This window comes from Paraburkholderia sp., assembly GCF_049581445.1.
Taxonomy (GTDB): domain Bacteria; phylum Pseudomonadota; class Gammaproteobacteria; order Burkholderiales; family Burkholderiaceae; genus Paraburkholderia.
In genome coordinates this window covers 24037-43931 of record NZ_JBAURZ010000235.1, presented here as the reverse complement: position 1 = coordinate 43931, position 19895 = coordinate 24037, and the positions used below count along the sequence as shown (strand labels likewise).

Here is a 19895-nt window from a genome sequence, read left to right as displayed (position 1 = left end):
AACGCTACCACGCGCCCTTTATGGCGATTGCGTGGCCGGTGTGCCCCGGGTCAAGCTCGGGAGGGGAAAATGGAATCCGTATTGGAAGCAGAAGAGGCCGTTGAAGACATCGAAACAGGAACACTCGACGTGAGGGTGAAGCAGATTCGATATGAAGGACGAGGGATTAACTCCTACGAATTCACGAGCCTGGCGGGGCGGCAATTGCCTCCTTTCGAGGCTGGCGCGCACCTGGATGTCCATCTGAAGAACGGCATCATCCGACAGTATTCTCTGTGCAATTCTTCGGCTGACCGAAATCGCTACGTTATCGCGGTCCTCAAGGACGAGAAAGGTCGAGGTGGCTCGCGTGCGGTGCACGAGCAAATAAGTGCAGGCGACGTCATCACTATTAGCAAACCTCGAAACCATTTTGCTCTCTCTCGAGACGCAAAGGAGGTAATCCTGATTGCTGGTGGGATTGGTGTCACACCGCTGAAAGCGATGGCGCACGAACTCGAAGCACGCGGCGTTAAGTTCCAGATGCATTACTGTGCCCGAAACGCGGATGCTGCCGCGTTCGGTCCCGAGTTTGACGGGATGCTTGGTGCGGGGAAGCTTCAATATCACTTTGACGACGGCGAAGCCGGCAAACAACTGGATATCAAAAAGCTTCTTGGCAACCCCACTCCAGGAACGCATCTGTATTACTGCGGCCCGGCGCCTTTCATGGCGGCATGTGCGGACGCTGCGAGCCACTGGCCCAAAGGCTCGGTTCACTTTGAACATTTCAAAGCTCCGGACCAGCCCAAGAAGGACCCAGCAGTTACCGAGAGCTCAGAGGGTTGCGATGTGACCATTGCAAGCACGGGACAGGTTATACACCTGACCCCGAACCAGAGCTTAGCCGATGCTCTCAATGAAGCAGGCGTCGAGGTGCCCACATCGTGTTGTTCGGGTCTCTGCGCAACATGCAAGGTTCGCTATCTCGAAGGCGAAGTCGAGCACGCCGACTACATTCTTGGCGAAGACGAGCGCCGCGAATACCTGACAACCTGCGTTTCAAGGCCAATCAGCAGCAAGCTGGTTCTGGACCTTTGATGCAGGTAAGCACAGCGCTTCTCGACCGGTATGCGTACAGCGTAGGCAACGGAGGACACCGTGACAACAAGGCTGTTTCAGATTCCTGCTAGAACCGATTACGTCGAGGAGGTCTACAAGGTGCTCGTCGACGCCATTTGTGACGGCTCTCTCGGCCCGGGTGCTCGTTTGACGCAGGAGGAAATAGCCGAGCAACTTTCGGTTTCACGGTCGCCCGTGCTTCAGGCCCTGCGGCTTCTCAAAAAAGATGGGTTGGTTCAGGATGCGCCGGGGAGAGGTGTAGTCGTTGCGCCGCTGGATGTCCAGTGGCTGGGCAACCTGTACGAAGTGCGAGGAACGCTGGACTCGCTTGCCGCGAAGCTGGCTGCGACGCGTCGGGCGCAGTTAGACCCTTCGCTAGTAGTTCGAGGGCGAGAGTCCTCGCGGAAGGGCAATATTCCCGCAATGATTGATGCAGACATGGAGTTTCACTTCGCCATCTACGCTGCTTCGGGGAACCCGCTCATTGGCGAGACCGCGCGGGTTCACTGGGTTCATCTTCGGCGAGTGATGGGCGCGACGCTACAGGCATCAAGTCAACGAGCTTCAATCTGGGACGAACACGCAACAATCGCCGCAGCGATAGAAAGCGGCGACGTCAAGCGTGCGATGAGCATGTCTGAATCGCACACGCGACGCGCGAATCTGCATCTAGTCGATGAACTCGGGATTGCTCTGAGCGGCGAGACCAGTTCTGTATTCGGAAAGATGCATCAGGCCGAGGAAATTCCTACCTGACGCGAAGGCGCCGTATGAACAGTCACGCCGCGCCATCGCGACCTACGTCTGTACGGCATATGTGAAGGTCTGCGGTCGTGCAACTACTTCGAACGCACGAAGCAATATAAAGTTAGGAATCCGTTACATATATTCGCAATTTGTATGAACCTCATTCATGTTTCTATGAACAGTTACTGTTTGTCGAGGCTGCTCGCAAGAGTGGACATGCCGGTATTGGCCCTGCTGATAGGAAGAAGCGACAGCTGCCGCAGTGCCAACGAAACAGCTTCATTTTTCCCCCTTTCAATTTTTAGGAGGTAGTTATGAATACACCAGTCGCGGAAAAGAAGGTCGAGACGATTGTGAAGCCCGGCAAGATTTCAATTTATCAACCCGACCAGGAAGGGTTGATTTTTCCGGAGTTGCCGACGTTCAAGACGGCTGCTGAGCATCGTCAATATCTGCAGGAGCATCTTGTCGCCGCATGCCGCGCATTCGCCTTGCAAGGTTTCGACTACGGATTTGCAGGCCACCTGACTGTGCGTGACCCAGAGAATGCCAGTCTGTACTGGACCAATCCGATGGCTGTGCATTTTGCGCAGGTGAAGGTTTCGAATCTCATCTGCGCGGACCACACCGGCACGGTCGTCGAAGGCGAGTACGCCATCAACCGCGCGGGCTTTGTGCTGCACGCTGCAGTTCACGAACAACACCCGGACATTGTCGCCATGTGCCACGCGCATACGGTGTACGGCACTGCATTCGCCTCGCTCGGGAAACCGCTCGCGCCTATCTCACAAGACGCAGCTGCGTTCTTCGAAGACCACGTCGTTATCGGAGACGAAGCCGGGAAGGTAGCCGTGGAGGTGAAGGGCGGAAACAAGGTGGCCAACGCCTTCGCTGGCGTGAAGGCTGCCATTCATCAGAATCACGGTCTGCTGACGGCAAGCCGTCACAGCATTGACTCGGCTGCTTTCTGGTTCATCGCGCTCGAACGCTGCTGCCAGCAACAACTCATGATTGAAGCCACTGGTACTACGCCGAAGGAAGTGTCTCCGGACCGCGCCAGGTACAGTCGTGAGCACGTTGGAAGCGACTACATCGGTTGGTTGCACTTCCAGACAATCTGGAATGACCTGGTCGCGACGCAGCCGGACATGTTCGACTAGCCAAGGTCACCGACCCACGATACGCAGCGATGCCAAAGCGTGGTATCGCTGCCCGTTAGCAGAGGCGGAGAAGAGCATAAACAGCGCACGCCGTTATCAGAAGTCCCCCAGGAGACAACAATGAGTTCCCACAGTCCGGCCGCATATCTGGAAGCTGGTGAGTCGTCAGCGTTCGCGAAAGCGGCGTGGCGGTTAGTGCCATTCCTCTTCCTCTGCTATCTCTCCGCGTACCTCGACCGAATAAATGTGGCATTTGCGAAGCTACAGATGCTCAATGACCTCGGGTTCAACGAAGCTATCTATGGCTTCGGCGCAAGCGTGTTTTTCATCGGCTACCTTCTATTCGAGGTTCCGAGCAACCTGCTACTTCTTAAGGTTGGTCCGCGTCGGTGGATTGCGCGAATCATGGTCACGTGGGGATTCATCTCAGCCGGCATGATGTTCGTCAAAACGCCAGCAATGTTCTATGTCATGCGCTTCATGCTTGGTGTCGCTGAAGCTGGCTTCTTCCCTGCAATCGTTCTATACCTCACCTACTGGTTTCCTTCGTCACGTCGTTCGAAAGTGACTGCACTGTTCATGACAGGGATTCCCATGTCTGGGGTGATTGGCGGCCCGCTTTCTGGCTGGCTGATGACCACACTTGCTGGGGCTCACGGAATGGCGGGTTGGCAGTGGCTCTTTCTGCTGGAGGGCATCCCAACAATTGTCCTCGGCATAGCTGCCTTTTTCTTCCTCGATGACAAGGTGCAGGACGCGGGCTGGCTGACCGATTCGCAAAAGGCCGCCATTGAGCAGAAGCTGAAAGACGAGGAGCCTGACAACGTTCTGCATTCGGTCAAGGATGGCCTGCTGAATCCGAAGATTCTCCTTGTCAGCGCTGTCTACTTTTTCTACACGATGGGGCTCTACGGAGTCAGCTTCTGGCTACCGACGCTAATCAAGTCCAGTGGCGTTTCGGACCCGCTGAATGTAGGCTTACTCACGGCGATTCCATATGGTGTAGGCGCAATAGCCATGGTTGTCGTCAGTCAGAGCTCCGACCGCACAGGAGAGCGGCGCTGGCATTTGATTGTTCCGGGTCTGGCAGGCGCACTTGGGCTCGCGTTGAGCGTTTGGGCGGCCCATTCGACAGTCCTTGCGATGATTGCCTTGACGATTGGGACGATGGGCGTGATGACGACCATTTCGCAATTCTGGGTTCTTCCCACGGCCTTTCTGGGCGGCTCTGCGGCTGCTGCTGGACTCGCATTGGCAAATTCCGTCGGCAGCATATCGGGTGTAGTGAGCCCGTCGCTGATTGGCGTAATCAAGAACGCGTCCGGTTCCGCCGGTGCAGGCGTGTTGGTGCTCTCTGTCAGTCTGGTGATTGGTGGGTTGCTGGTGCTGCTGGTGCCTCCGACACTCGTCAATAGCCCACGGCGGTAGGACCTTGAATCCAGCCTTGATTCGTCGGTATCGGTGTCTGAACTTATACCGACGAACAGGCACCGCGCATGAGATGTCCCTTGGACCTCATCTCCTCGCAGACTGCTGAGTTCCGTCGACAGTTCCGACTGCCTGAGCCATGTGGCGAACAAGGTTCTCGCGTGCAAACTCGGTGTGTTGCAAGCTGAGCCTGGCTGCAAGCTCTTCGTCACCCTGGAAGATGGCCTCAGCTATCGCAGCGTGTTCATCCCAGACGGTTTTTCGTTGCCCAGCGACCTGATGAACCGCGCCCATCACACGTCGTAAGTGCAACCAGTGCAAACGTGCATTCTCGAGAATGAGCGGATTTCCGGATGCCGTGTAGATAGCGATGTGAAACGCCATGTCAGCCTCAATCATGGCTCGAATGTCATCGCCTTTGGAGACCCTTCGACCCGTTGCGATGAGGGACTTGTCTATCTTTGTTCGCTTTTTAGCTGCGAGGCGGGCAGCGAGACCGTCGAGGGCTCCCCGAAGCTCGTAGAGGTGGCCAATCCGCTCCGCGTCCAATGGGGTAACCTGCAAACCACGGCCCGGCGCGTCCTCCACAAGTCCGTCCTTCTTCAGCATCCGGAAAGCTTGCAGTACCGGCGAACGGGAGACCGCCAGTTGTTCCGCAATCTCCTCCTGGACAATTCTGGTTCCCGGGGCGATGGAGCCCTCGCTGATGGCGTCGAGAAGTACCTTGTAGACCTCGTCGACGTAGTCAGTGCGGGCCTGGAGTTTCAGGAGTTTTGCTGGCATGGCGATAGCTGCTGTGGATACAGAATACCGTCAGCTTACCAGCATTGATTGGGCGTGCAAGGAATACCATGCCTCCGCAATGGCATGCCGAAGGGCCGTTTGCGCACACGGCGGTGCCGCCTGGGTGGAGTCATCAAAGCGCACGGAGCAGAGACGCCGATTAGGCCTTTAATCCGGTTCCCGATTTCCAACGCGACAAGTGGTTGGGGTGGTATCAAGTAGCCGCGACCTATGCAGCCGTACCTCATGCTTTACCGGTTCGCTGTCGACACGCTGGCGAACCAGACGGGCAACTCAGCAGCTATATTGCTGGCATACAGCTGGTCCGGATTGACGGAGGCCGTTTTGAATACTTTTTGTAGCGCGGTTCGGCAGCTATCCGGTTCTTTGTGCCTACTTTCCTGCACCAGAACAACGACTGACGACGCGCAGTATCGTTTCGCCTCGACAACCGCGAAGGCCATGTCTTCCTGAAGCTGGCTTGGCTCGCAGGTGTTTGCGTCGCGAACGACAATGGAAACCAGTCCCGACGACGTGCGTACCAGAATCCACTCCGCATGAACTTCGTCTGCCGCGTCCGACTCGGTCGGGACCCGAATGAGGCCAGTTACATCTTTGAACTGGCCATGTCTTTCCAGAACCTTACGCGCTGCGTCGGGAATGTCTTCGCCCGAAACCCACTGGTTTAGTGTCGCTGCAGGACGCTGACTGTTGTCGAATGAAAATCCGGTTTCGCCAATTGCAAATGTGTTTGAGCGCCCGTCTGTCGCAGAATGGGCCATCAGAAAATCCGGCATTTTCATATTGTCTCCTAGTTCCTGCGTCGTTGGCTCAGTCCAACTGGGCTGCCCGTCCAACAATGAATGTACTCTGGGCACCGAGTGCCGAACTCTGTATACAAAGAGAGTACGAGGTCCATAATGATGGGCATATTCGTACAAACACTGAGTCCGAATTCTTAGTGCGTACTGGCAAGCGGCCCGAACATCGACGAATACGTTGTTGATGCCGACGGCGCAATTGCGCGGACGGTAGGTCCGCTCTCTATGGGAACAAAAAGACTCTCTTCCAATTGATGTCAAAGGTCGTTCCTCATGTGAGGAAGAAGCTAAAGACATCTTGGCGACCGAACTTATACGTTGCGACGGTCGCATTTTTCGACATGCTTTTGCCTCATCGCGCACGGGTGCGACCGAGCGATGGGGCAATGCTAACCGTGACTATCTACCCATGAACGAGCCCCGACGGAGCCCCACGAGACGAGTTAAACCAGAGCGGGCGCCGATGCCGACAGCGCATGAGTGGGCGCCGAAGTGCTATTCGACCTCGCTCTGGTCCGTGTCAGAGTTTTCTGTGCTTCGCTCATGGCTCATCGCTGCGTTGGCAAGCTCGGAAACAGATGCTGGGACTCTCTCTTTACGTTCACTGTAGCGGTCCGTCAGATAGTCTGAGCGGTCGCGGATTAGCAGCGTGAACTTATAAAGCTCTTCCATGACGTCGACCACGCGGTCGTAGTAGGCCGATGGCTTCATGCTTCCGTTTTCGTCGAACTCCTGAAACGCTTTTGCGACCGAGCTCTGATTCGGAATGGTCACCATCCGCATCCAGCGCCCCAGCACGCGCAAGGCGTTCACGGCGTTAAATGACTGGGAGCCTCCAGAGACCTGCATCACTGCGAGCGTGCGCCCTTGCGTCGGCCGGATGCTTCCTATCTCAAGTGGCAGCCAGTCGATTTGGTTTTTGAATACGCCAGTGAGCGCTCCGTGTCGCTCCGGGCTGCACCAGACCTGTCCTTCCGACCAGGTGGAAAGCTCGCGCAGTTCCGCGACCTTCGGGTGGTCAGCGGGAACGCTGTCGGCCAACGGGAGTCCGTGCGGGTCGAATACCTTTGTGTCGGCGCCAAACCGTCGAAGGATTCGTTCAGCCTCTAGTGTGAGCCGCTTGCTGTATGACGTGGGCCGCAGCGAACCGTACAGCAGGAGGATTCGTGGGGCATGCGTCGATACCGCGAGAGGTTCGAGCTTCTTAAGGTCAGGCGTGTCGAGCGCTGACGGGACGATATTGGAAAGCGCCGACTCCATCAACCCAGTCTCCGACCTTCGGCGTCCACTACCTTCTCGCCGTCTTCCTTCGTGAAAGCACCGCGCTGCTGCACTGTAAGGATATCGAGGACCGTCTCAGATGGGCGACAAAGCCGCACGCCAAGTTGCGTAATGACAAAGGGCCGATTGATGAGAATAGGATGGGCCATCATTGCATCGAGCAACTGCTCGTCGGTCAGCGATTCTTCCCCAAGACCGAGGTCGCCATAAGGAGTGCCTTTCTCCCGGAGCGCGGCGCGAACAGTCAGGCCTGCCGCCGTAATCATCGATTGCAGCTGCTCGCGTGTGGGCGGATGCTCAAGGTACTCTATGATTTGAGGTTCGATACCGGCATTTCGAATCATGGCCAGTACGTTCCTCGACGTTCCGCACGCGGGATTGTGATAAATGGTGACGTTCATTGTCGTTCCTAGTGATTGCCGGTTTCGTACCAGCGCTGCGACCGATTCACCACCCCGACAACCAGCAGCATCACTGGCACCTCAATCAGCACACCCACGACTGTCGCGAGGGCCGCTCCTGACTGGAAGCCGAACAGACTGATGGCGGTGGCTACAGCCAGCTCAAAGAAGTTACTGGCCCCGATGAGGCTGGATGGTCCTGCGACACAGTGAGCGACGCCAAGTCGACGGTTCAGCAGATACGCAAGGCCAGAATTCAGAAAGACCTGAATCAGGATAGGGATAGCCAGCATCGCGATGACCATCGGCTCCCGAACGATAGCCTGCCCCTGGAACGCGAAAAGCAGCACCAGGGTCGCGAGCAGCGCACAGATTGAAAAAGGGCCGAGCTTCGCTACGACGCGCTTAAAGTGGGCTTCGCCTTTAATCAGCAGTCGGCGGCGCATTAACTGAGCGATGGCGACGGGGATGACTATGTACAGTCCGACTGACGCTATCAGCGTGTCCCAGGGGACCGTAATCGCAGACAGTCCCAGCAGCAATGCAACGATAGGCGCGAACGCCACAACCATAATGGCGTCGTTTAATGCCACCTGTGAAAGTGTGAAGTAGGGGTCACCCTTGCAGAGCTGCGACCATACGAAGACCATTGCTGTGCAGGGCGCTGCCGCGAGCAGGATGAGTCCCGCAACATAACTGTCGAGCTGGTTCGAAGGCAAGTACGCCGCGAAGACATGGCGAACAAAAATCCAGCCGAGGAGCGCCATCGAGAAGGGTTTGACGAGCCAGTTCACGAAGAGCGTGACCCCGATGCCGCGCCAGTGTCCTTGTACCTGCGCCATCGCCGCAAAGTCGATTTTGACGAGCATTGGGACAATCATCACCCAGATGAGCGCGCCGACTGGGATGTTGACGTGTGCGAGCTCCATCCGACCGAGTGCTTCGAACGTGGTTGGCAGCCACTGGCCAAGCGCTATACCCGCGACGATGCAAAGAGCGACCCAAAAGGTAAGGTATCGTTCAAAGAAGCCAATGGCAGGTGGCTGACGGCGGCGAGCTGAACTGTTGACGCTGCTCAAGTTCGACTCCGAAACGAGATAGTCGTCGGCGTTGGGGCGCAGCAGGCCGCAGCCTCCGGCTGCGGGTCGAGCCGGGACTGCCCATAGGCCGGAGCCGTCTCAAGTGTCAGGAAGGTTTCCCAAGCCACGCCCTGCGGGTCAACGGCCCACGCTTTATCGGACTTCGCGTAACAGCACGTTGTCTCTGTCTGGTCCATCGTAGGCAACTCTGCACTGGCGAAGCGTGCTCGCATCTCAGCGAGCTCATCGTCCGTTTCGACCTGGATTCCCAGGTGGTCGATACCAGGCTTCACTCCACGCTTTGAAATCGCGAAATTGACTCTCGGGTCGCTGAGCTCCCATTTGCGGTAGTCGTCCTTCGCAACAGTTGGCGCGACGCCGCCGAACATTGCAGCGTAGAACTGCGTGCTCACGTCGAGGTCTTCGACGGCGATATGGATATGCATTCGCTTCATTTCGATTCTCCGCAGCATTGCGGTGCGGCGGGCACGCCACAGGGGTTGCCGGCGCAGCAGTTTTCAGTGAGGAAACCTATCAGCCCACTCATCGCTTCGAAGTTGGCCGAGTAAAAGATGAACCGGCCTTCCTGACGCCCGATTACCAGCTCCGCATGTGCAAGGTCCTTCAGGTGGAAAGAGAGGCTGGAGGGCGCGAGGCCGAGTTGTTGAGCAATTTCGCCCGCAGGCAGGCCGTTGGGACCCGCCACGACGAGCGCGCGGAAGATTGCCAGTCTTGAATCATGAGCGAGCGCGCCGAGCGCGCGTACGACGAGGTTCGTATCCATTGCGAAATGGTACAACCGTCGTTTTGACATTTCAAGAATTATCGAAACATAGGTGGATAGGCCGAAGAGCTATGGCATGCCACAGCGGAAGAATTCAACCGTGCTGGCCGCCACCGAGGAGTTGTGGTAATTTTCCATGCCTGTATATTTATACAGTGTTCTGGGCCGGGGATAAGCATGCACGCGAAAATTGAGGACATCCACCCGTCCCTGTGGCGGGCTTCGCAGCTCGGGCGGGCCCATGGGAAGGTGGGCGCACAGTTTTGCTGTGCTAGTGATGACCTCGGACGCCCTCGCGCGCGCATGGAAAAAGTTTTTAAAAATCAAAATGTTATGGCGATTTTCTTGGGCCAGATATTGTTTGCCAGCGGGATTTTTCAGGCCAGGTTTGTTTGCAACGAAAATTTATAAGTGTTTGAATTTTAACAATTGTTTTTCTGGACTGAACGCACGCCGTCGAAAATGGACCCCTGTAAAAATTGCAACGACTGAAAAGTACGTGTTGAGTGGTTCGAGCGAGACTAAGGCTCACTGACGTTCAGTTTTGTGAAATCAAAGGGTTATCTCACGCGGAGGGCGGTGGACTGCGAGTCGTCATTTGCACTGAGCCAGATTGCTTTGCGCAAACCACGCTCGGACGACTTTGTTTGCGGCAGGACAGAGTTCGTTTGCGAGCCACCATCCTCGGGATAGCAGCGATAGGTCGGTGCGCCGGGTGGTAACATTTGTTGTCAAGATCACTCCCCGGAACACCGCATGCCCGACAGTTTCGACCAGCTCGCCGCCCTGATCCGGGCGCGCTTTTCAGAACTGAGCCCGCAGTTCCAGATGGGCGCTGCGTTCCTGCTGGATCATCCGGACGAAGTCGCCGTATCCTCGATGCGCAAGGTCGCCGAGCGGGCTCAGGTGCAACCGGCGTCGCTGGTGCGGCTCTCGCAGCAGCTCGGTTTTCCAGGTTGGAATGAACTGCGCAATCTGTTTGTCGCGCGCGTGCGCACGCGGCCGGAACCACTCACTACGCGCGCGCGTTCGCTGGTTAAAGCGAATGCCAAAGACGCTCTCGCCAACGATTTGCTCGTTGCACAGCAACACAATCTCGATGTCACCGCAGCACACAACGCGCGAGTCACCGTCGAAACCGCCCGTTTATTGCGGCGCGCTCCGCATGTGCATGTTGCTGGATTTCGCTCGTGCTATGCCGTTGCATTTGGTCTCGTGTACGGTTATCGGCTGTTTCGCTCATCCGTCTCGCTGTTGAGCGGGGAGGCGGGCACGCTGGAAATGCAGTTGCGCACCATTTCGCGTGATAGCGCGACCATCGTGATCAGCTTCGCGCCTTATTCCGTAGAAGCGGCGCGGGTTGCGGAAGCTGCGCTGGAAAAGGGCAGCAAACTGATCGCAATCACCGACAGCGCGGTTTCGCCAATCGCGCTGAATGCCGACAAGGTGCTGATCTTTTCGCACGAAAGCCCTTCATTTTTCCCCTCGCTAGTGGCGGCCACGGCGATTGCCGAATCGCTGGTCGCGCATCTGCTGGCGCTCGAAGGTTCCGAAGCCGTCGCCCAGCTTGAAATTGCAGAGCAGTCCCTACACGCCAAAGGGGCGTACGTTCCCTGAAGCCCGGTTTAAACGCCCGTTGTCAGCGCACGCTCATATTGACAACATATGTTGTTGAGATGTATAAATAAGTATCGAGTGTTGAGTTAATCGCGGCAACGAATGTTGCTGACGTTCAATGTCTCGCACAGACAGCCCGTTTGCCGCTGCCATGTCTGTGCGTGTAAGCAGGGTAGCGGCCAGAATGAAGCACGAGCGAGGCACGAGCGTCGATGCAGGAGTGGAGTCTTTTCCAGGTGACAGGTCGGCCGGACGATATCGGATACCGGCTGGGTGAACTGGCGCGGCCGGTTATGTCGGCTTACATGCAGCAAAGCGCGGCCTGGCAGCAGGTCAGTCGGTGGCGTGGTCATCCGTTCGTGAAGGCTTTGCGCGACGCAGCAGAGGCGTATTTTCCTGCGCAGATCGTCGAACTCGAAGGTATGGCTGCTGGTCTCGGCTGGCCAATCGAAGATGTGTTTTTGTGGAACTGCCGGGGCGAACTGATCCACAACACGCCCGACGGCTGCACCACGCTCGCGGCGGCTTCGGGTAACACACGCTTTATCGTTCACAACGAGGACGGCGACCCGTATCTGCGCGAACGCTGTTATCTCGTCGATGTGCAGCCTGCCGGCAAACCCGGTTTCGTCAGTTTTTACTATCCGGGCTCGTTGCCGGGGCATACGTTTGCCGCCAGTCGCGCGGGCCTTGTGCAGGCCATCAACAATCTGCGCATCCGTGAGCCCGCTGCCGGCGTACCACGCATGATCCTTGCACGCGCCGTGCTCGACGCGGACTCGCTGGATCAAGCGGTGCAACTGCTGCGCGATACGCCAAGGGCCAGCGGCTTTCATCACACGCTGGGGTGTGCTGGCGACCCACGCTTGCTGAGCATCGAAGCCACCGCACAGCGTTGCTCGATCGCGGCCGACATCACGCTCGCCGGGCACGCCAATCATCTGGTCCATCCCGGGTGCGAGGCCGAAGCGCAAATCGTGACCGACTCGTCCCGCGACCGGCAAGCGCGCGTCGAAACCTTGCTTCCCGCATTGCGCAGGCCGGTGAGTGACGACGCGTTATTACGCGTGCTGCAAGACCAGGCGCCCGCTGGTTTGCCGATTTATCGCGACGACCCCCAGGACCCTGACGACGAAAACACCCTCGCCACCGCGCTCTTTCGCATCGAAGCGGATGGCGTGGCGATGCAGGTGTATCGGCGAACCCACTGCGCGTTCGACACGTTTATCCCTAGAACCGCCCATATTTCCGAGGTGCGGCGTTAGCACACCGCGCGCTGGACGCCATCATGCGAAAAGGAACCCGTATGTCCACCGTATTTCACCGTGCCCCGAAGCAGGCACTCCCCGTCGCTGTCGCCGGCGACGGCATCGAGATCATCGATTCCACCGGCAAGCGTTATATCGATGCATCCGGCGGCGCCGCCGTGTCATGCCTCGGTCATAGCAACCAGCGCGTAATCGACGCGATCAGGCGACAGTCGCAGCAGTTGCCGTACGCGCACACGTCGTTCTTCACGACACAAGTTGCCGAAGAACTTGCCGAGCGCCTGGTGGCGAGTGCGCCGCAGGGTTTGGGGCACGTGTATTTCGTCTCCGGCGGCTCCGAGGCGATTGAAGCGGCGTTGAAGTTGGCGCGTCAGTATTTCGTCGAGAAGGGTGAAGTGCAACGACGTCATTTCATTGCGCGTCGGCAGAGCTATCACGGCAACACACTTGGGGCACTCGCGATTGGCGGCAATGCCTGGCGTCGTGAGCCGTTCCTGCCGATCCTGATCGAAGCGCATCACGTGAGCCCGTGCTTTGCGTACCGTGAACAACGCGCTGACGAGACCGAGGAGGCCTTCGCGCAGCGTCTTGCCGATGAACTCGAACAAAAGATTCTGGAACTCGGCCCTGACGCGGTCGCCGCGTTCGTTGCCGAGACGGTGGTGGGGGCCACGGCCGGCGCCGTGCCGCCGGTGCGCGAATATTTCCGCAAGATCCGCGCAGTCTGCGACCGTTACGGCGTGCTGCTGATTCTCGACGAGATCATGTCGGGGATGGGGCGCACCGGCTACCTGTACGCGTGCGAGGAAGACGGCGTAGCGCCCGACCTGTTGACCATCGCGAAGGGACTCGGAGCGGGCTATCAGCCGATCGGTGCAACCCTCGTCAGCGATCGCATCTATGACACGATCGTGGGCGGCTCGGGCTTTTTCCAGCACGGGCACACCTATATCGGTCATGCCACCGCGTGTGCGGCTGCGCTCGAAGTGCAACGTGTGATCGCCGACGACAAACTGCTGGACAACGTGCAGGCTCGAGGTGAGCAGTTACGCGCGCAACTGCGTGAGCATTATGCGCAGCACCCGCATATTGGCGACGTGCGCGGTCGGGGGCTGTTCGTTGGCCTCGAACTGGTGCGGGACCGCGAAATGAAAGCGCCATTCGACCCAGCGCTAAAGCTGCACGCAGCGATCAAACGCGAGGCGTTCGCGCTCGGCCTGATGGTGTATCCGATGGGCGGGACCGTCGACGGCAAGAGCGGCGATCATGTGCTGCTCGCGCCGCCGTTTATCTGCACGGCGCAGGACATCGACGCCATTGTGAGCCGCCTCACCGATGCCATCGACGGCGCGCTGGCTGCGACCGGCTCGCGCGTTGCCGTCTGATCCGCGTTGCGAAATTTGAGAGGTTTTCCATGACTGATCGTTTGCCGCGTTTCGACGCATCGAACGCTACGCCCGAGCAGAAGACCGTACTCGAGGAGATTCTGTCCGGTCCGCGAGGCAATCTGAATGGGCCATTTTTAGGCTGGATTCACAGTCCTGAACTCGCGCAGCAGGCGCAGCGGCTGGGCGCGTTTTGCCGCTACCGGACCGGCTTGCCGCTGCGTCTGTCCGAACTGGCTATCCTGGTAACGGCGGCACGCTGGCAGGCCCAGGCGGAGTGGTATATCCATTACCCAATCGCGCTCGAAGCGGGCGTGTTGCCAGGCGACGCCGAGGCGATCCGCCTTGGCCAGCAGCCCGCATTCGCCGATTCCGACGACGCGCTGATCTACACGTTTGCTACCGAGCTATATGACGCGAAGCGCGTCTCCGATGTGACGTACGCGGCGACCGTAAAGCGCTTTGGGCATGAGGTGACGATCAATCTGGTCGGCCTGCTTGGCTACTACGCGCTGGTGGCAATGACGCTGAATGTGTTTGACATGCGGGCGCAAGGGCAGGTGACGTTGCCGTTCGCGGAGTGAACATCCCGCCTGCCTGACCTTGGCAACGCTTGCCTACGCCGATCGCTGTTAGCGCCTATCATGAAGTTCGGTCTATGCCCGCGCCTGTCGCGCTGCGTTGCATGCACCGACCGATGCCGAAACCGCAAGAACCCGGGCTGGACCGTTGCGGCAGGTGTCATGGTCGAATCCAACGCTGCGCCGACAGGTCGACACTGGAGAGCACGATGAAGCGCAATGCATCAGCGGTCTGGCAAGGTGGCCTGCAGGACGGGAAGGGTTCGATTTCGACTGACAGCGGGGTTCTCAAGGACACCCAGTATTCGTTCGCGACGCGTTTCGCGGACGGGATTGGTACCAATCCGGAAGAGTTGATTGCGGCGGCGCATGCCGGGTGCTTCTCAATGGCGCTCTCAGCCGAACTGGGCAAGGCGGGCATCACGCCCGAACGCATTGCAACCTCGGCTGCTCTGACGCTCGACAAGGTCGACGGCGGCTTCGCCATTACGGCGGTGCATCTGAGCGTCAAGGTGAAGATTCCCGGCGGCGACCGAGCTGCATTTGAAAAAGCCACCGGCGACGCCAAGGCGGGTTGCCCGGTGTCGAAGGTGCTGAAAGCTGAGATAACCATGGATGCGACGCTCGAAACCTGAGCGCTAGCCGGTTTTCGCCAAGGCTCAAGCCGATCAGGCGTTATGAATGAGGCGGGCGCACCAGGCGCTCGCCTGATCGCATTTACTGCTGCAATGCAACCCGGGCGATTATGACGCCAATATTGCAGTACAGCATTTAATCGCAATCAACTTCGGACTGGTGTTATTCACGGTTGATCGAACTGTTTATGGGTGGTTGTGGCAATAATCGTTCGGTTAAAAAATCCATCAATCATTTAAAAGTTAATCCACTGTCTGACAAATTTGTCAGGCATGTTTTACATCAGAATATTGTCTGGGGACGTAAATAATTCCCGGCCGCTGGGTCGTCTGGACGCCGTTGGCCCTATCGCGGCCGGGTTTTCGATGGATGAGCATAATTTCGGAGAACGGGCGAATGATCAACACGTCTTTTCTGCGGCGCTGAAAACTGTATTGCTAAAAATCGCTTGCGAGTAATAAATTCGATTGTTAATCTTGGCAGACTTTAAAGACCGCTTCGCTTGCCGGTTGCCTCACACAATGGGTTAAAACAGCTCAACGCTTTCGTACCGGGGATTGATATGCTCACCGCCACACTCGATACCTTCGATACACCATCTGTCATTTCATATAACGTCGGCGACGTTGTCACGCTCAAGTCGGGCGGCCTGCGCATGACGGTAACGGCCGTCGGTCCCGTGGCTCTGACCTCGGGCGAGTGGCTGCTTTGCGAGTGGTTCGACGAACACGGCGAACTGCGCCAGGAACGCTTCGAGCGGGAACGGGTCCGGCTCGAACCGCGCTCTATCCCTGCTGGGTCGGTGAAATTTGGCGGCATCGGGCGCCTCTCGCAGTCCGCCTGAGTTCATCGGAAAGGGCTGGAAGGCCGTGGCCTCACGCAGCCCGGCAAACAACATAGACAACCGTCATAAACCGGCCAGGAGTTCTCCCGGCCATCCTTGCGCGCAGCCTTTTATTTAAACCGCCATATCCAAGCTGCCGCATCCCGCATCCCGCATCCAAGCTGCCGCATCTAAGCCACCGTCTCGCAGCCAGCCTCGTGAAGAACCGGCCCGGCCAGAAAAACTACCGTCGGGCTTCCGTAGCCATACGCACTGCGAGACCCGCGAGCACAGTGCCCATCAGCCAGCGCTGCACGACGATCCAGGCGGGACGTTTCGCGAGGAACACGGCGATCGAACCAGCCATCAGCGCGACCATGCAATTGATCGTCAGGCTAAAGCCGATCTGAACGGCGCCCAGCACCAGCGATTGCCCGAGCACATTGCCGTCCTGCGGAACAATGAACTGCGGCAGCAGCGACAGATACAGCACGGCAATCTTTGGATTCAGCAGATTGGTGACGAAACCCATTGCAAACAGTTTGCGCGGGCTGTCCGCCGGCAGATCACGCACCTGAAATGGCGAGCGCCCGCCAGGTTTAACGGCCTGCCACGCGAGCCACAGCATGTACAGCGCGCCGCCAAAGCGCAGCGCGTCGTAGGCGAACGGCACGGCCAGCAGCAAGGCCGTGATGCCGAGCGCGGCGCACAACATATACACAACGAATCCGAGCGCGACACCGCCGAGGGAGATGAGCCCTGCGGTACGGCCCTGGCAAATCGAACGCGAGACGAGGTAGATCATGTTCGGACCTGGCGTGAGCGCCATGCCGAGCGAGACGAGGCCGAAGGTGAGGAGTTTCGCGAGTTCAGGCATGTGTTTCGGTTCCGGTTGGTGGTTCTGTCATTCGCTCTTGCCGCGCGCGCCACGTGCCGAGCGGCTCTGCACCCGCTGCACCAGCATCACGGAGAAGTTTTTCATCTTGACGATACGGCGCGTCTGTTCCACTTCGCTGGCGATGTTCTTCGGTGGATTGGGCTGCAGCGCCCAGTAAAGCGCGCCCAGCCAGCCGAATCCCGTCCAGCCGAGGCATGCATTGAAGAGCGCGAGCGTCAGCAGGTCATGGCGTTTGCGCCGGTCGGCGATGATGGCCGGCAGGAAATACACGGCGAGCGCCACAACCGCGCCTACCGCCTGAACGACGATGCTGCTTCCCATGGCGGCGCTCCCTATGGGGGTGAATATGGCTGAACCTTTCAATTGTCGCGCGATTACCGGATTTGTGCAGCAGACACGTACTTTTGTCCGCTTCGTTTAGCCGAATGGGGGGCTTCAGGCCGGAACGCGAGAGGGCTATCATGTGCGTTTCGACCGTTCCGGACCCGCCACCATGATTTCCGACGATACCCTCCATCAACCCAAGGCCATCGATCACGACACGCTGCGCGAGTTTGTCGATCGCAAGTGGAATGACGAGATCGTGCCCGCGCTCACCGACTACATCGCGGTGCCGGCCAAGAGCCCGGCCTTCGATCCGGAATGGGTGAAGCATGGCTTTATCGAGCGGGTGGTGACGGACGCGGCGCAGTGGGCCGAACATCAGCCGGTGAAGGGGCTGAAGCTCGAAGTTATCCGCTTGCCGGGCCGCACGCCGGTGATCTTCTTCGAGACGCCGGCCACGCGCTCGGGCAGCACCGAAACGATCGTGCTGTACGGCCATCTGGACAAGCAACCTGAATTCGACGGCTGGCGTAACGACCTCGGGCCATGGACGCCCAAGCTGGAAAACGACAAGCTCTATGGCCGCGGAGGCGCCGACGACGGTTACGCGATCTATGCCAGCCTGACGGCACTGGCCGCGCTGGATGCGCAAGGCGTCGAGCGGCCGCGCTGCGTCGGCCTGATTGAAACCTGCGAAGAATCGGGCAGCTACGATCTGCTGCCGTATGTCGATGTACTGCGCGAGCGACTCGGCAAAGTGGGTCTCGTGGTCTGCCTCGACTCAGGTGCGGGCAACTATGATCAGCTCTGGCTCACCACTTCGCTGCGCGGCCTCGTCTCGGGCGACCTCGAAGTGCAGGTGCTCGACGAAGGCATTCATTCAGGTGGCTACGGTGGCATCACGCCATCAAGTTTCCGCATCATGCGGCAACTGTTCGACCGTCTTGAGGATGCGTCGAATGGCAATCTGCTGCCCAAGGGCTTCCATTCCCCGATCCCGGCAGACCGTCTGCGCGAAGCCGAGGCGACGGCGCAGATTCTGGGCGACGACGTCTGGAAGAAAATCCCGTGGGCGTGCGGTCAGGATGGCCGCCAGGTGCTGCCTACCACGACGAATCCCAAGGAAGCGCTGCTCAATTCCACATGGCGTCCGTCGCTATCGGTCACGGGCGCGGCCGGTCTGCCGTCCATCGCCGATGCCGGCAATGTGCTGCGTCCGCGCACTGCATTCAAGCTGTCGCTGCGCCTGCCGCCGATGATCGATGCGGTCAAGGCAGTCGGCGAACTGAAAGCGTTACTCGAGCTCGATCCGCCCTACAACGCCAAGGTCACTTTCAAGCCGGACGCGGGCGCCGCAACGGGCTGGAGCGCGCCGGATCTGGCGCCCTGGCTGGCCTCGGCGCTCAACGATGCATCGCGCCAGCACTACGGCGCGGATTGCGCTTACATGGGACAAGGCGGCACGATCCCGCTGATGAACGTGCTCAGGGAAGGTTTCCCGCATTCGCAATTCATGGTGTGCGGCGTGCTCGGACCGAAGTCGAACGCGCACGGCCCGAACGAGTTCCTGCACGTGCCGTACGGCAAGAAGTTGACGGCGACGGTGGCTGAAGTGATCGCAGCGGCGCCTTGAGATGACGGTATCAGTGAACGATAATAACGCTGCCCAACCGTCCGTTTTGAAGATCCCGGCTGACGATCTGCATGCCTATGTGTGTGCGATCTGGGAACAGGCGGGCAGCGCGCCGCGCGAGGCGCAACTGGTCGCCGATCATCTGTTGGCCGCCAATCTGACCGGGCATGACTCGCACGGCGTCGGCATGATTCCGCGTTATGTCGCCTCGCTGGGCGATGATGAACTCAAGCTCAACCTGCATGCGGAAGTTTTGCGCGATGCCGGTGCCGTGCTGACCATCGAAGGCAACAAGGGCTTTGGTCAGGTGGTGGCGTTCGAGGCGATGGAGCGGGGCATCGAGCGCGCGAAGCAGCTTGGCATCTGTGCGGTGGGGTTGCGCGGCGCACACCATATTGGACGAATCGGCCACTGGGCCGAGCAATGCGCGCGTGCCGGGCTGGTCTCGTTTCACTTCGTCAACGTGGCGGGCGATCCCTTGGTCGCACCGTTCGGCGGCACTGACCGGCGGATTGGCACTAATCCGTTTTGCGCTGCCTATCCGCGTACCGGCAAGCCACCGCTCGTGCTCGACTTTGCCACGAGTGCGGTGGCGTTCGGCAAGGTGCGTGTCGCATACAACAAGGGCAAGCAGGTGCCGCCAGGCTCGCTGATCAATCACGCCGGCGAGCCGACGCTAGAGCCCAAGGTGATGCTTGAAGAGCCGGTCGGGTCGTTGTTGCCGTTCGGTGGCCACAAGGGGTTTGGGCTGGCCGCGATGTGCGAAATCTTCGGTGGCGCGGTATCGGGTGGATTTACGACTCACGCGGACACGCTGGGCACCAATAGCGCCATCATCAATTGCATGCTGTCGGTCATCATCAACCCGGCTGCGTTCGACGCTCCCAACGCTGAGGCGGAAGCGCAAGCGTTCGTCGACTGGGTGAAGGACTCGCCGCTTGCTGCGGGCACTCAGCATATCCAGGAACCTGGTGAACCGGAGCGCGTCACTCGTGCCGAGCGCGAAGCGCATGGCGTGCCGATTGACCTGACGACCTGGCAGCAGATTGGCGACGCGGCGCGTGCGGTAGGGATGCCGGCGGAACAGGTGGAGCGATGGGCGGGGAATTTGCGGTAGCGGGTGTGGCGGGAAGAGTGACCGTCAA

21 protein-coding genes are annotated in these 19895 nt (G+C 58.8%); 12 read left to right on the top strand and 9 right to left on the bottom strand.

The window, feature by feature from the left end; translation table 11 throughout:
• The first annotated feature begins 69 nt into the window (after positions 1-69).
• The 4 genes from WCA85_RS20520 to WCA85_RS20505 all read left to right on the top strand — a co-directional run bounded on the left by WCA85_RS20520 (position 70) and on the right by WCA85_RS20505 (position 4436).
• Positions 70-1080, top strand: a complete 1011-nt coding sequence (locus WCA85_RS20520; protein ID WP_424066711.1) for a PDR/VanB family oxidoreductase — start codon at positions 70-72, stop codon at positions 1078-1080.
• A 60-nt stretch (positions 1081-1140) separates the two neighbouring features.
• Complete coding sequence (locus WCA85_RS20515) at positions 1141-1857, top strand: GntR family transcriptional regulator (RefSeq protein ID WP_424066710.1); 717 nt, start codon at positions 1141-1143, stop codon at positions 1855-1857.
• A gap of 305 nt (positions 1858-2162) precedes the next feature.
• Positions 2163-3008: a class II aldolase/adducin family protein gene (locus WCA85_RS20510; RefSeq protein WP_424066709.1), complete on the top strand. Its 846-nt coding sequence runs from the start codon at positions 2163-2165 to the stop codon at positions 3006-3008.
• A gap of 120 nt (positions 3009-3128) precedes the next feature.
• The gene (locus WCA85_RS20505) at positions 3129-4436 is read left to right on the top strand and encodes an MFS transporter (protein WP_424066732.1); all 1308 of its coding nucleotides are present in this window, start codon (positions 3129-3131) and stop codon (positions 4434-4436) included.
• A gap of 87 nt (positions 4437-4523) precedes the next feature.
• Here the strand turns inward: WCA85_RS20505 and WCA85_RS20500 are convergent, their stop codons facing one another.
• From WCA85_RS20500 to WCA85_RS20470, 7 genes are all read right to left on the bottom strand, one after another.
• Positions 4524-5219: a GntR family transcriptional regulator gene (locus tag WCA85_RS20500; RefSeq protein WP_424066708.1), complete on the bottom strand. Its 696-nt coding sequence runs from the start codon at positions 5217-5219 to the stop codon at positions 4524-4526.
• 251 nt (positions 5220-5470) lie between these two features.
• Complete coding sequence (locus WCA85_RS20495; RefSeq protein ID WP_424066707.1) at positions 5471-6022, bottom strand: hypothetical protein; 552 nt, start codon at positions 6020-6022, stop codon at positions 5471-5473.
• Between the two features lie 513 nt (positions 6023-6535).
• Positions 6536-7300 (bottom strand): arsenical resistance protein ArsH, encoded by a 765-nt coding sequence (gene arsH / locus WCA85_RS20490; protein WP_424066706.1) that lies wholly within the window; start codon positions 7298-7300, stop codon positions 6536-6538.
• Positions 7300-7722: an arsenate reductase (glutaredoxin) gene (gene arsC / locus WCA85_RS20485; protein ID WP_424066705.1), complete on the bottom strand. Its 423-nt coding sequence runs from the start codon at positions 7720-7722 to the stop codon at positions 7300-7302. The genes arsH and arsC overlap by 1 nt, the downstream gene beginning before the upstream one ends.
• Before the next feature lie 8 nt (positions 7723-7730).
• The gene (gene arsB / locus WCA85_RS20480; RefSeq protein ID WP_424066704.1) at positions 7731-8801 is read right to left on the bottom strand and encodes an ACR3 family arsenite efflux transporter; all 1071 of its coding nucleotides are present in this window, start codon (positions 8799-8801) and stop codon (positions 7731-7733) included.
• Positions 8798-9256, bottom strand: a complete 459-nt coding sequence (locus WCA85_RS20475; RefSeq protein ID WP_424066703.1) for an ArsI/CadI family heavy metal resistance metalloenzyme — start codon at positions 9254-9256, stop codon at positions 8798-8800. Before WCA85_RS20475 ends, arsB begins: the two co-directional genes overlap by 4 nt.
• A complete protein-coding gene (locus WCA85_RS20470) occupies positions 9253-9585 on the bottom strand; it encodes an ArsR/SmtB family transcription factor (protein WP_424066702.1) in 333 nt (110 codons plus the stop codon). The genes WCA85_RS20475 and WCA85_RS20470 overlap by 4 nt, the downstream gene beginning before the upstream one ends.
• A gap of 756 nt (positions 9586-10341) precedes the next feature.
• Here WCA85_RS20470 and WCA85_RS20465 point away from each other — a divergent pair.
• The 6 genes from WCA85_RS20465 to WCA85_RS20440 all read left to right on the top strand — a co-directional run bounded on the left by WCA85_RS20465 (position 10342) and on the right by WCA85_RS20440 (position 15916).
• Positions 10342-11202 carry a MurR/RpiR family transcriptional regulator gene (locus WCA85_RS20465; protein ID WP_424066701.1) on the top strand — a complete coding sequence of 287 codons (861 nt, stop codon included), beginning with the start codon at positions 10342-10344 and terminating at the stop codon, positions 11200-11202.
• Between the two features lie 212 nt (positions 11203-11414).
• On the top strand, positions 11415-12467 hold the full coding sequence (locus tag WCA85_RS20460; protein WP_424066700.1) for a C45 family autoproteolytic acyltransferase/hydolase: 1053 nt from the start codon (positions 11415-11417) through the stop codon (positions 12465-12467).
• Positions 12468-12508: 41 nt separating this feature from the next.
• On the top strand, positions 12509-13855 hold the full coding sequence (locus WCA85_RS20455) for an aspartate aminotransferase family protein (RefSeq protein WP_424066699.1): 1347 nt from the start codon (positions 12509-12511) through the stop codon (positions 13853-13855).
• A gap of 29 nt (positions 13856-13884) precedes the next feature.
• A complete protein-coding gene (locus tag WCA85_RS20450) occupies positions 13885-14439 on the top strand; it encodes a carboxymuconolactone decarboxylase family protein (RefSeq protein WP_424066698.1) in 555 nt (184 codons plus the stop codon).
• A gap of 206 nt (positions 14440-14645) precedes the next feature.
• Positions 14646-15071 carry an OsmC family protein gene (locus tag WCA85_RS20445; RefSeq protein ID WP_424066697.1) on the top strand — a complete coding sequence of 142 codons (426 nt, stop codon included), beginning with the start codon at positions 14646-14648 and terminating at the stop codon, positions 15069-15071.
• A 563-nt stretch (positions 15072-15634) separates the two neighbouring features.
• On the top strand, positions 15635-15916 hold the full coding sequence (locus tag WCA85_RS20440; protein WP_424066696.1) for a YodC family protein: 282 nt from the start codon (positions 15635-15637) through the stop codon (positions 15914-15916).
• A 223-nt stretch (positions 15917-16139) separates the two neighbouring features.
• On the opposite strand, the gene WCA85_RS20435 is transcribed toward WCA85_RS20440, so the two are convergent.
• Together WCA85_RS20435 and WCA85_RS20430 are read right to left on the bottom strand one after the other, a co-directional pair.
• Entirely contained in the window at positions 16140-16772 is a 633-nt protein-coding gene (locus WCA85_RS20435; protein ID WP_424066695.1) for a LysE family translocator, read from the bottom strand.
• A 27-nt stretch (positions 16773-16799) separates the two neighbouring features.
• Positions 16800-17114: a superinfection immunity protein gene (locus WCA85_RS20430; RefSeq protein WP_424066694.1), complete on the bottom strand. Its 315-nt coding sequence runs from the start codon at positions 17112-17114 to the stop codon at positions 16800-16802.
• A gap of 172 nt (positions 17115-17286) precedes the next feature.
• On the opposite strand from WCA85_RS20430, the gene WCA85_RS20425 reads away from it, so the two are divergent.
• Together WCA85_RS20425 and WCA85_RS20420 are read left to right on the top strand one after the other, a co-directional pair.
• Positions 17287-18750: a M20 family metallopeptidase gene (locus WCA85_RS20425; protein WP_424066693.1), complete on the top strand. Its 1464-nt coding sequence runs from the start codon at positions 17287-17289 to the stop codon at positions 18748-18750.
• Positions 18751-18763: 13 nt separating this feature from the next.
• Positions 18764-19867, top strand: a complete 1104-nt coding sequence (locus WCA85_RS20420) for a malate/lactate/ureidoglycolate dehydrogenase (RefSeq protein WP_424066692.1) — start codon at positions 18764-18766, stop codon at positions 19865-19867.
• Positions 19868-19895 lie beyond the last annotated feature (28 nt).